At 67.3% G+C, this 12,407-nt stretch carries 8 protein-coding genes; 6 read left to right on the top strand and 2 right to left on the bottom strand.

All coding sequences use genetic code 11. The features are described from left to right. Both BMY03_RS12730 and BMY03_RS12725 read right to left on the bottom strand, forming a co-directional pair. Positions 1-5,485 (bottom strand): non-ribosomal peptide synthetase (locus tag BMY03_RS12730; RefSeq protein WP_143067543.1); only part of this gene is annotated, 5,485 nt, incomplete at its 3' end. Between the two features lie 211 nt (positions 5,486-5,696). Then, positions 5,697-6,722 carry an Ldh family oxidoreductase gene (locus tag BMY03_RS12725; RefSeq protein WP_094011246.1) on the bottom strand — a complete coding sequence of 342 codons (1,026 nt, stop codon included), beginning with the start codon at positions 6,720-6,722 and terminating at the stop codon, positions 5,697-5,699. A 143-nt stretch (positions 6,723-6,865) separates the two neighbouring features. On the opposite strand from BMY03_RS12725, the gene BMY03_RS12720 reads away from it, so the two are divergent. The 6 genes from BMY03_RS12720 (at position 6,866) to BMY03_RS12695 (ending at position 12,115) form a co-directional block, all read left to right on the top strand. Next, complete coding sequence (locus tag BMY03_RS12720; protein ID WP_038706048.1) at positions 6,866-7,738, top strand: MurR/RpiR family transcriptional regulator; 873 nt, start codon at positions 6,866-6,868, stop codon at positions 7,736-7,738. A 26-nt stretch (positions 7,739-7,764) separates the two neighbouring features. Further along, positions 7,765-8,517 (top strand): transporter substrate-binding domain-containing protein, encoded by a 753-nt coding sequence (locus tag BMY03_RS12715; protein WP_023632571.1) that lies wholly within the window; start codon positions 7,765-7,767, stop codon positions 8,515-8,517. A 104-nt stretch (positions 8,518-8,621) separates the two neighbouring features. Further along, positions 8,622-9,341: an ABC transporter permease gene (locus BMY03_RS12710; protein ID WP_094011245.1), complete on the top strand. Its 720-nt coding sequence runs from the start codon at positions 8,622-8,624 to the stop codon at positions 9,339-9,341. Next, positions 9,338-10,048, top strand: coding sequence for an ABC transporter permease (locus BMY03_RS12705; RefSeq protein WP_023632573.1), 711 nt, complete (start codon positions 9,338-9,340; stop codon positions 10,046-10,048). The genes BMY03_RS12710 and BMY03_RS12705 overlap by 4 nt, the downstream gene beginning before the upstream one ends. Before the next feature lie 16 nt (positions 10,049-10,064). After that, positions 10,065-11,309, top strand: a complete 1,245-nt coding sequence (locus BMY03_RS12700) for an NAD(P)/FAD-dependent oxidoreductase (RefSeq protein ID WP_094011244.1) — start codon at positions 10,065-10,067, stop codon at positions 11,307-11,309. A gap of 23 nt (positions 11,310-11,332) precedes the next feature. Further along, a complete protein-coding gene (locus BMY03_RS12695) occupies positions 11,333-12,115 on the top strand; it encodes an amino acid ABC transporter ATP-binding protein (RefSeq protein ID WP_023632410.1) in 783 nt (260 codons plus the stop codon). Positions 12,116-12,407: the final 292 nt, after the last annotated feature.

Here is a 12,407-nt window from a genome sequence, read left to right as displayed (position 1 = left end):
ATAGCACGGTGACGCCCTGATCCAGCAGCACTTCGCGCAGGCCCTGGCGCGACAGCACCTGGTCCTGGTCGATCACCACGACCGCGCCACCGTTGAGCAGCGGCGCCCAGACTTCCAGGGTGCTGGCGTCGAACGCCGGGTTGGAGGCGAAGGCCACGCGGTCCTGGTGGTTGAAGTCGGCAAAACCGTTGTTGATCACCAGGCGCACGATGGCCCGGTGCGGCACCTGCACGCCCTTCGGCGTGCCGGTGGAGCCGGAGGTGTACATGATGTACGCCGCGCTGCCGGCGTCCACCGCCAGGCCCAGCGGCGCAGCCGTATAGGTGCTCAGGTCGAGCCGGTCGAGTTCGACCCGGCACGGGCCCGCCACTTCGGGCTGGTCGCTATGGGTCAGCAGCAACGCCGCCCCGCTGTCACCGACCATGAACGCCTGGCGCTCGACCGGGGCATTGCCGTCAAGCGGTACGAACACTGCCGCGCACTTGCTTACCGCCAGCTGGGCCGCCAACAGGTCGAAAGAGCGTGGCAGCAACAAGGCCACGCGATCACCGGCGCGCACGCCCTGCTCGAGCAAGTAGACGACCAGGCGGTTGGCCTGGTCATCGAGCTGGGCATAGCTCCACTGGCGTTCACCGTGGATCACTGCGAGTGCCTCTGGCGTACTCGCGGCGTGGGCTTCGAACAGGCGGTGGGCGGCCAGGTCGCGCGGGTAGTCGCGTGCCGTGGCATTGAAGCGACCCAGCACGCAGTCGCGCTCGACCATGGGCAACCCATGCAGGCTGTGCAGCGCGACCTGCGGCGCCTGCTCCAGCGCCGTGACCAACTGCGTCAAGGCCCACTGCAGCAAGCGGCAGACGCGCTCGCCATCGACCGACGCCACGGCCTGCACCGTCAACCGGAAATCATCCCCATAGTCGTCGACGCTGACCACCAGCGGGTAGTTGCTGCGCTCCTGCGCGGTCAACAGTTCAATCCCCTGCCAGACGGGCCCCTGCGCAGGCTGGCCAGCACTGTGGCGATAGTTCAGCAGGCTGCTGAACAGCGCCTGCGAGGCCGGCACGCCGCTGCAGCGCTGGGCCAGGGCCAGGGAAGCCTGTTCATGGGCCAGCAGGCGCGCCAGGCGCTGGTGGGTCAGGCGCACGCCCTCGGCCACGCCCGCAGCCCCCACGCTGACCCGCAGTGGCAAGGTATTGATGAACATGCCCAGCGCCCGGTCGGCGCCCTCGCCGCCCTGCAGGCGACCAAGCAGCACGGTGCCGAACACCACCTCTTCGCGTCCGGACATCTGCGCCAGCACCTGGCCCCAGGCCTGGTGCACCAGGCTGGCGACACTGACCCCCAGCGCCCTGGCCTGCCCGCGCAGGCGTGCGATCAGCGCCGGCTCCAATGGCCAGCGGCTTTCACCCACCGAATGGGCTTCGGCCATCGCCTCGCGCAGGCCGAACGCTTCGGTCGGTTCGTCGATATCGCCCAGCAGCTCGCGGAACAGTGCCTCGTCGGCCTGAGGGTCCGCGCCAAGGCGTGCCTGGGCCACGTAGTTGCGATACGGGATGCTGGCCGGCAGCTCTGCGGGGCCTTGCAACAGTGCCCCCACTTCGAGCATCAGCTGTTCCACGGCGGTGTGGTCGACAAGAATATGATGCAGCAGCAGGGTCGCCTCCAGGCGTCCGTCCTGCCGCTGGCTGCTCAGGCGCAGCAAGGGCGCCTGGCCGAGGTCGAGCCGTGGCGTTTCGAGCGCCGGGCTCAGCAGCAGCGGCGCCTCGCGCCAGACCACCTGCACTGCCTCGTCCAGGCCCTGCCAATGCAGGCTGGTGCGCAGGATGTCGTGACGCGCAATGACCTGGTTCAGCGCGGCGACGAAGGTGTCCAGCTCGGCCTGCCCGGCAAAGGCGAAACGCGCCTGCACCACATAGGGGTCGGCGCCTTCGCTGGCCAGGTGATGGTAGAGGATGCCCTGCTGCAACGGCGCCAGGCCGTAGATATCCTGGATATTGGCCACGCCACCGGGGATCTGCCGCAGCAGTATATCGATGGCGTCCTGATTGAGATCGGCCAGGGGCAGCATGTCCGGGGTGATCAGCGTGCAACCTGCCGGAATGCGGTTGGCCGGCACCTCGACAGCGGCCCGGCCACCCACCGACGCCGCCAGCGCGGCCAGCGTGGGCTGGCTGAACAGCACCCGCACATCGGCCGCCAGCGCCTGCTGGCGCATGCGTTCCACCAGGCGCACCGCCAGCAGCGAGTGGCCGCCCAGCTCGAAGAAGTTGTCGTCACGCCCCACTGGCCCGACACCCAGCAGGTCCGCCCAGATCGCCGCCAGGGCGGTCTCGATCGGGCCCTGGGGCGCCTGGTACTGGCGCACCGGTGCTTCGGGCGCCGGCAGGGCCTTGCGGTCGACCTTGCCGTTGGGCGTCAGCGGCATGCCATCGAGGTGGATGAACAGTGCCGGCACCATGTACTCGGGCAACTGCTCCAGCAGACGCTCGCGCAGGTACTGCGCGGCGTGATCCTGGCCAGTGTGGTAGGCGACCAGGCGCTGGCCGCTGTGCGGGTGTTCGTGGACCAGCACCAGCGCCTCGCGCACGCCGTCCACGCGGCTCAGGCAGGCTTCGATCTCGCCCGGTTCGATACGCAGGCCGCGCAGCTTGACCTGGTGATCGTTGCGACCGAGGAACTGCAACGAACCGTCAGCGCGCTGGCGCACCAGGTCACCGCTGCGGTACAGGCGCTCGCCGCGCACGAACGGGCTGTCGATGAAGCGTTCGGCCTGTTGCCCGGCCAGGCCCAGGTAGCCACGCGCTACCCCCACGCCGCCGATATGCAGGTGCCCGGCCACGCCCCACGGCAGCGGCTGGTCCGCGCCGTCCAGTACGTAAAGGCGGGTGTTGTCGATCGGCCGGCCGATCGGCAGCGCGCCGTCCGGCACGGGCTGATCGGGCTCCAGGGTGCAGACGCTGCAATCGACCGTGGTTTCGGTGGGGCCGTAGACGTTGTGCAGGCGCACTTGCGGCAAGCGCTCGCGCACCTGGCGCACCAGGGCTTCGGTCAGCTCGCCACCGCCGCAGACGATGTCGGTGAGGCTGCCGCACTGTGCGCTGCGCGCCTGTTCGAGGAACTGCTGCAACAGCGCCGGCACGAACTGCACCACGTTGACCCTGGACTCGATGATCCGCCGCGCCACATAGTCCGCGTCACGCTGGCCGTCCGGCCGCGCCAGCACCAGGCGCAGGCCGCTGCCCAGCGGCCAGAACAGCTCCCACACCGAGGCGTCGAAACTGATCGGGGTCTTGTGCAGCACCGCGGCGCCCGCCTTCGCGGGGCACAGCCCGGCGCTCCAGTGCACCAGGTTGACCACGCTGCGGTGCTCGACCATCACGCCCTTGGGCAGCCCGGTGGAGCCGGAGGTGTAGATCACATAGGCGAGGTGGCGCGAGGTCAACCCGACCACCCGTGGGTCGGTCGCCGGCAGGCTTTCCCAGCCCGCCTGGTCGAGGTCGACACGCGGCACCGCCAGTTGGCCCGGCACCTCGCGGGTGGCCGCGTGCACCAGCACCGCCAACGGCGCGCTGTCGACGAGCATGTGGCGGATGCGCTCGGCCGGGTAGCTCGGGTCCACTGGCACATAGGCGCCACCGGCCTTGAGGATAGCCAGCAGGCCGACCACCATCGACGGGCCACGCTCGACGCAGATCGCCACCCGGTCGTCGGGGCGCACGCCCAGGGCGATCAGGTGGTGGGCCAGGCGGTTGGCCTGTTCGTTGAGCTGCCGATAGGTCAGCTGTCCACCTTCCGCCTCGATGGCCACCGCCTGTGGATGCAGCAGCGCCTGGCGCTCGAACAACGCGTGCAGCGGCTGGTCGAGATCGTGTTCGGCGGCCGTGGTGTTGCAGCCGGTCAGCAGTTGATGGCGCTCCTCGGGCGTCAGCACCGGCAGCGCCAGCACGGGCAGGTCGGGGGCGCGCTCGAGCGCCTCCACCAGCCCCTCGAACACCTGTCGCAGTTGTCCGCACAGTCGCTCGGCGCCCCATTCAGCGAGGACCTGGACCGTCAGGCGCAGATCGTCACCCAGATCATCGACCGCCAGGTTCAAGGGGTAGTTGGTACGCTCTTCGGTGCCGACCACATCGATGCCCGGCGCCACCGCGATCACCGCGGCGGCGTCACCTGCCGCGCTATGGCGATAGTTGAGCATGCTGTTGAACAACGGCATCGGCGCCACCACACCGCTGCAACGCTGGGCCAGGGCCAGTGGTGCCTGTTCGTGGCCGAGCAGTGCGGTCAATTGGCGGTGGGTCAGCAACAGTGCATCCCGCACACCCTGCCGCTGCAGGTCGACCCGCAGCGGCAAGGTATTGATGAACATCCCGAGGGCGTGTTCGCCGCCCTCGCCCGCCGCCATGCGCCCCAGCAGCACGCTGCCGAACACCACCGACCCGCGCCCGGACCACGCGCCCAACAGGCGCGCGAGCCCCAGGTGCATGATGCTGGCCGGGCTGACCCCGAGCGACCGGGCCTGGGCGCGCAGGCGTTGGCTGAGGCCGGGATCCAGAGTGACTCGGGCTTCCTCCATGGCTTGGCCGGCCACCTCCTGGACGCCGAAGGCCAGGGTCGGCGCATCGATATCGGCCAGCATGGCGCCGAAGAATGCTTCATGGGCCTGTTCGTCCTGGGCCTGGCGGCTCCTGGCCAGCAGGTCACGGAACGGCACCGGGGCTGGCAGACGCTCGCTGTCACCCGCGAGATAGGCGTGGATCTCGCGGCGCACGATGTCCAGGCCGGTGTGGTCCATGACCGTGTGGTGGAACAGCAGCAGGCCGAGCACCCGGCCATCGCGATCCTGGCCATGTACCAGGCGCAGCAAGGGGGCCTGGGCCAGGTCCATGCGGTAATGACGCGAGTCGAAACGGGCGCGCAGTTGCTCCAGCGGCTCGTCACCGTCCAGGTTCCCGACTGCCTCGCACGCCAGCGGCGCCTTGCGCCACACCACCTGCAACGGCTGGTCCAGGTATTCCCAGGCCAGTGCCGTGCGCAGGATGTCATGGCGCTGGATCACCCAGTCGAGCGCCTCGGCGAACGCCTGCAGGTGCGCCGGGCTGGCGAAACGCAGCTGGGCCTGCAGCACATAGGGGTCGCCCTCGGCGGCCGTGAGGTGGTGGTAGAGCATGCCCTCCTGCAGCGGCGCCAGCGGGTAGATGTCCTGCAGATTCGCCGCGCCCCCAGGCAGCGTGGCGACGATGCGGTCGATGGCGGCCTGGTCGAGCCCGGCCAGGGGCAGCATGTCGGGGGTTATGCGCAGCGCCGGGCTCAGCCAGCCATCCTCCAGGCCCGCGAGCATCTCCAGCAGCGCTGGCTTGTGCGTCGCCAATGCGTCCCACAACACCTCATCGAGCGTGTCGTCATCGCCCTCGACGATCAGGTCGGCCTCCTCGCGCTGGAGTCGGATCGCACGGGTGGAAAGCGCTGCCATGAGTTCGCTGAAGAGCATTGGTAAGCATCCTGCTTTTGCCAGTCGGAAATGCTCGGAACGCTAATGGATCGCGGGGGGGCGGGCTGACATGGGAAGGGGGGACAACGGCAGGAGCAGCGGGGCTCAACACCAGGGAGGCGCAGCGCTCACGTTGAGCAGAGTGCGGTGGAAGGCCGGACACCGGTGCGAAGCAGGTCCGCACCGGTACCCTGAACAATGGAACTTGGGTTCAGCCAGCGAGTGTTTGCAACTCGGCCAGCTCCCGTTCGGACAATCCCACGCCTTCGCGCAGTGCCACTTCACGCTCACGGTAGCGCCGTTCTCCCGGCATGCGCGTCAGCCCCGCTTCCTGCATCTGCTCCACCAGTTCACGGCTGCGCTGGGCAAAACGCTGGCCTTGCGCCTTGGCCGGGTCGATCACGATCAGCAATTGCCCGGTCCATGGGGTCTTTGCTCCCGGATGCCCGGACCAGTCGAACTCCCAGGAAAAATGCCCCCCCGTCAGCGCCGCCGCCAGCAGTTCGACCATCATCGACAGCGCCGAGCCTTTGTGGCCGCCGAACGGCAGCAAGGCGCCGCCTTCGAGAATCGCCTTGGGGTCAGTAGTCGGCTGGCCGGCGGCATCCACGCCCATGCCCGACGGCAGCTGTTCGCCGGCCCGGGCGGCGATCTGCACGTCGCCATGGGCCATGGCACTGGTGGCCATGTCGAAGACGATCGGGTCGTGCCCCGCACAAGGCGCGGCGAAGGCGATGGGGTTGGTGCCGAACAACGGCTTGCGCGCACCGTGGGGCACCACGCAGGTCATGCTGTTGACCACGCTCAGGGCCACCAGGCCTTCATCGGCGAATGGCTCGACATCCGGCCACAGCGCGGCGAAATGGTGCGAATTGTGGATCGCCAGCACCGCGATGCCGGCCGTGCGCGCCTTCGCCACCAACAGCGCGCGGGCCGCGGCCAGGGCCGGCTGGGCAAAACCGCCCTTGGCATCGACCTGCACATAGGCCGGTGCCAGGTCGGTTACCTGCGGCTCGGCGCGGCCATCGACCCAACCGCTGGCCAGGGTCGAGACATAACCGGGAATACGGAACACCCCGTGGCTGTGGGCACCGTCACGCTGGGCGCTGGCGCAGTTGTCGGCGAGTACGGCGGCCACTGCCGCGCTGCAGCCATGCCGCGCGAAGATTGCCTGGAGCAATGCCTGCAGTTCGGAAAAAGGCACGCGCACGACAGGGCCGGTGGAAGGTGAAGACATCTGGAGCTCCTTTCTTGGAATTGGAATCGCTACAGCGCAACTGCACAGACTTTCCCGCCAATGACAGCTATCTGTCAAATATTGACTTGATGACAGAAAACAGCCATTTTGGCTTCCACGCCAGAAATCAACCGGAACCGACCATGAGCCAATCGATCAAGCAACGCCTGGAAAGCAGCCTGCACAGCGCTGCCGCCTCGGGCCGCCAGATCGCCAGCTACATGCTCGCCAACCTCCACGAACTGCCCTTCCAGACCTCGGCCAGCATCGCCGCCAAGCTGGGCGTGAGCGAATCGAGCGTCGGCCGCTTCTGCCGCGCCTTGGGCTATGCCCACCTCAAGGCTCTCAAGCAGGACCTGCAGAACGACCTGGGCGACGGCCCGTGGCTGGCCGGCGACCGCCTGCAGGCGTTTCGCCAGCAACCCGAGGACGACCAGCGCTCAGGCAGCCTGGAGCTGGAAATGGCCGCGCTGGTGCGCGTGCACGAGTACAGCCGCGGCGAGACCTGGCAACAGGTCGCCCGCCGCCTGGCCGATAGACCCCGGATATTCGTCGCCGGCTTTCAGACCGAGCGTGGCGTGGCCATGTGCATGAGCCACCTGTTGCAGTACCTGCGCGACGGCGTGCAACTGGTCGATGGCAGCGCCGGGCATTTCGGCGAGGTATTGCTGGGGCGCCCGCAGGACTCCGCGCTGGTGGTGTTCGAAGCACGCCGTTATTCGCGCCACGCCCTGCAGCTGTGCCACAAGGCCCGTGCGCTGGGCATCCCGGTGACCCTGGTCACCGACACTTTCTGTGACTGGGCCGATGCCGAAGCCGACGAGGTGTTCCGCATCCCCACCGAATTCAACCTGTTCTGGGAATCCACCGCGACCATGCTGTCGTGGGTGCACCTGATGGTCAACGAGGTCTGCAAGCAGCTCGGACCAGATGTTGAAAAACGCTTGGAAGCAACTGCCGCTCTACATAACGAGTTCGTCGGCTACACCTCGTGGCCGGCGGGCAAACAACAATAGCAAGAGTGCGATGACCGAGGTGCGAGATGAAAGGAACCATGGCTGTGGTGGGTGCGTGCGCCCTGCTGCTGGCGGGCCACGCCAGTGCCGAGACCCTGCGCTTTGCCACTGAAGGCGCATATCCCCCCTTCAACTACGTCGACGCCGACAACAAGCTGCACGGCTTCGACATCGACATCACCCATGCCCTGTGCGAACAGATGAAGGTCGAGTGCACCCTGGTGGCCCAGGACTGGGAAGGCATCATTCCGGCGCTGATGGCGCGCAAGTACGACGCGGTGGTGGCCTCGATGATCGACACCGAGGAACGGCGCCGGAAGATCGCCTTCACCGACCACTACTACCGCACCCCACTGACCGTGGCCGTCGCCAAGGACAGCCCGATCAGCGACGCGCAGACCGACTTCAAGGGCTACACGGTCGGCGCGCAATCCGCCTCGACCCAGGCGATCTACGCCGAGGATGTATACGGCAAGGCCGGCGCGGACGTGAAGCTGTACCCGACCCTTGACGAAGCCAACGCAGACCTTGCCGCCGGGCGCCTGGACGGGGTGATCGCCGACAAGTTCCCGCTGCACGAATGGCTGAACAAGAATGGCAAGGACTGCTGCAAGATCCTCGGCGACGTCGACGGCACCAAGGCCGACGCGGCGATTGCCGTACGCAAGGACGACCAGGCCCTGCGCACCCGGCTGAACGAGGCGCTGGCGGCGATCGTGGCCAATGGCACCTACCAGAAGATCGCGAGCAAGTACTTCGCCTTCGACATCTACCAGTAATCTCGTGGAGGCCGGCCTGCCGCGCGATGGCGCCTGATCAGTGAACCACGCCATCGCGGGGCAAGCCCGCTCCCACCAGGGCAACTGTTTCCTGGGGGTTAGCCATGCTCGATCAACTCTCCCTGCTTTCCTTCGCCAGCGGCGGCTGGGGCCAGGCGTTGCTGGCCGGCGCGCTGGTGACCGTGTCGCTGGCCCTGGCCTGCCTGCCCATCGGCCTGCCACTGGGCTTGCTGGTGGCGCTCGCCGCGCGTTCTCGCAAACGCCTGCCGCGGGCCTGGGCCACCCTCTTCTCCACGGTGTTTCGCGGCCTGCCAGAACTGCTCACCCTGCTGATCATCTACTACGGCTGCCAGATCGCCGCGCAGAAGCTCCTCGACGCGCTGGGCTATGAAGGCGAGGTGCTGATCAACACCTTCCTCGCCGCCATGGCCGCCTTCAGCCTGGTGTTCGCCGCATTCTCCAGCGAGATCTGGCTGATGGCCTTCAAGACCCTGCCCAAGGGCCAGCTGGAGGCCTGCTCGGCCCTGGGCCTGGGCAAGCGCACCGGGTTCTTCAAGGTGGTGCTGCCGCAACTAACGCGCATCGCCCTGCCGGGCCTGTCGAACAACTGGCTGAGCCTGCTCAAGGACACCTCGCTGGTTTCGACCATCTCGCTGATCGACCTGATGCGCCAGACCAACCTCGCGGTCAGCGTGACCAAGGAGCCGATGCTGTTCTACAGCGTCGCCTGCCTGGTCTACCTGCTGTTCTCGGCGCTGTCGGGCAGGGTCTTCGCCCTGCTCGAGCGGCGCAGCAACCGCCATTTGCAAGGAGCCCGCCCATGAGCCTGGAGCAACTGCTGGCCTACGTGCTCGACCCGGACTTGCTGGACCGTTACGGCGCGCGTTTCGTCGATGGCCTGCTGGTCACCGCCAAGCTGGTGGCGATTTCGTTCACCCTCGGCGCGCTGCTGGGCATGCTCCTGGCGCTGGCGCGCATGTCACCCAGCTGCGTGCTGCGGCGCCTGGCGGCTGGCTACGTGTATTTCTTCCGCGGTTCACCGCTGCTGGCCCAGCTGTTCCTGCTGTACTACGGGCTGGGTTCGCTCAAGGGTTTCTGGCAGGAGATGGGCCTCTGGTGGTTCTTCCGCGAGGCCTGGTATTGCGCCCTGCTCGCCTTCACCCTCAACACGGCGGCCTATCAGGCCGAGATCTTCCGCGCCAGTCTGATGGCGGTCGCGCCGGGTCAGTACGAGGCGGCCAAGGCACTCAACCTCAAGCGCTCGACCACCTTCTTCAAGGTGGTCCTGCCGCAGTCGCTGCTGGTGGCCATCGGCCCGCTGGGCAACGAGCTGATCATGATGATCAAGGCCAGCGCGATTGCCTCGCTGGTGACGATCTACGACTTGATGGGGGTGACCAAGCTGGCCTTCTCGCGCAGCTTCGACTTCCAGATCTACCTGTGGGCGGCAGTGCTCTACCTGCTGATCGTCGAGGCGGTCCGGCGCACCTTGAAACACCTGGAAGCCCGCCTGGGCCGCCACCTGAACTGACTGAAGGAAACCTTCCATGCATTGCCAGACCATCGTCCTGGGCGCCGGCATCGTCGGCGTCAGCACCGCCCTGCACCTGCAGGCCCGCGGACGCCAGGTGATCCTCATCGACCGCGACGAGCCAGGCAGCGGCACCAGCCATGGCAACGCCGGGCTGATCGAGCGCTCCAGCGTGATCCCCTATGCCTTCCCGCGCCAGTACAGCGCCCTGCTGCGCTATGGCCTGAACCGCCAGCCCGACGTGCGCTACAGCCTCGCCCACCTGCCCAAGGCCGCGCCGTGGCTGCTCAGCTACTGGCGCCAGTCCGCCCCCGGACGCCTGGCCAAGGCCGCCGCCGACATGCTGCCGCTGGTGCAGCGCAGCGTCGAGGAACACGATGCGCTGATCGAAGCCGCCGGCCTGCAAGGGCTGGTGCAGGCCAAGGGTTGGATCGAGGTGTACCGCGACGCCACGCTGTTCGCCCAGGCCAAGCACGACCTTCAAGGCCTGGCCCGCTATGGCCTGCGCTACGAGATCCTCGAGCGCGAGCAACTGCAGGCCCGCGAGCAGCAACTGGACGGTGGGGTGATCGGTGGCATCCACTGGCTTGACCCGAAGACCGTGAGCAACCCCGGCGGCTTGACCCGTGGCTATGCCGCGCTGTTCGTCCAGCGTGGCGGGCAGTTCCTCCACGGCGATGCGCGTAGCCTGCGCCAGGTCGAGAGTGGCTGGCAGGTTGACAGCCGCCGCGGCACGGTCACCGCCGACGAGGTGGTGGCCTGCCTCGGCCCGCAGTCGGCCGACCTCTATGAACGGCTGGGCTACCGCTTTCCGCTGGGGATCAAGCGCGGCTACCACATGCACTACGCGACCCGCGACGGCGCCGAACTGGGCCACTCGATCTGCGACACCCAGGGCGGCTATGTCCTGGCGCCGATGGCGCGGGGCGTGCGCCTGACTACCGGCATCGAATTCGCCGCCAGCGATGCCCCGGCCAATGAGATCCAGCTGCGCCGCTGCGAGGCCCTCGCGCGCAAGCTGTTCCCGGCCCTGGGCGAGCGCCTGGACGACAAGCCCTGGCTGGGCCGCCGCCCGTGCCTGCCGGACATGCGCCCGGTGATCGGCCCGGCGCCGCTGCACAAGCAGCTGTGGTTCAACTTCGGCCATGCCCATCATGGCCTGACGCTGGGCCCGGTCAGCGGCCGCCTGCTGGCGGAGCTGATGACCGGCGAGCGCCCCTTCACCGACCCTGCGCCCTACAGCACCGCACGCTTCGCCTGAACCTTGAGCGGGAGAACAACAAGATGACCGCACCCTTGAGCCTTGCCAGCCGGCACCCTGCCCCCGACCCGCGCCCGGAGCTGATCCGTATCGAGGGCCTGAACAAGCATTACGGCGCGTTCCATGTGCTGCACGATATCGACCTGTCGGTACGCGAGGGCGAACGGATCGTGCTCTGCGGCCCCTCGGGCTCGGGCAAGTCGACGTTGATCCGCTGCATCAACCGCCTGGAGATCGCCCAGCAGGGCAGCATTCGCGTGGCCGGCACCGACCTTGCCAGCACTGGCCGCGAGGCCGCCAAGGTGCGCAGCGAGATCGGCATGGTGTTCCAGCACTTCAACCTGTTCCCGCACATGAGCGTGCTCGACAATTGCCTGCTGGCACCGATGAGCGTGCGCGGCCTGTCGCGGCGGGACGCCGAGGAACGGGCGCGCTCGTACCTGAGCAAGGTCGGTATCGAAAGCCAGGCGAACAAGTACCCCAGCCAGCTCTCTGGCGGTCAGCAGCAGCGGGTGGCGATCGCCCGGGCGTTGTGCATGAAGCCGAGGATCATGCTGTTCGACGAGCCGACCTCGGCGCTCGACCCGGAGATGGTGGCCGAAGTTTTGGACGTTCTTGTGCAATTGGCCGGTACCGGCATGACCATGCTCTGCGTGACCCACGAGATGGGCTTTGCACGACAGGTGGCAGAGCGGGTGTTGTTTCTCGAAGGTGGGCAAATCATCGAGGACTCTTCACCGGAAGTGTTCTTCGGGCAGCCCAGGACGGCGCGGGCACAGGCGTTTTTGAAGCAGATTCTGCATTAATGGTTCGTGGTCCTGTGCAGATACACGCAACCCTGGCCGCCCCCTGCAAAACAGCGATGCAATATATGAAGATTTGATCTTGATCTTGATCTTGATCTTAATCTTAATCTCAAGATTAGTTTCAAACTCACTAGCGACAGCTGCGGCAGTGTAGGCGCCGCCCGTAACTTCGCGACTTCAGGAGGCCGAACGCAGGCCTTGCGGAGGGAGGTGACGGGCATGGATGCCCGTCAAGCGCTGCGCCCCAGGATGGGGCGTTCAGCGCGGTCCTCCCGGGAGCAAGGCCGGAGTG

Origin of the sequence: Pseudomonas soli (assembly GCF_900110655.1) — a bacterium.
Lineage (GTDB): Bacteria > Pseudomonadota > Gammaproteobacteria > Pseudomonadales > Pseudomonadaceae > Aquipseudomonas > Aquipseudomonas soli.
Note: the sequence above shows the minus strand (reverse complement) of the source record. Positions and strands in the feature narration are given on the sequence as shown.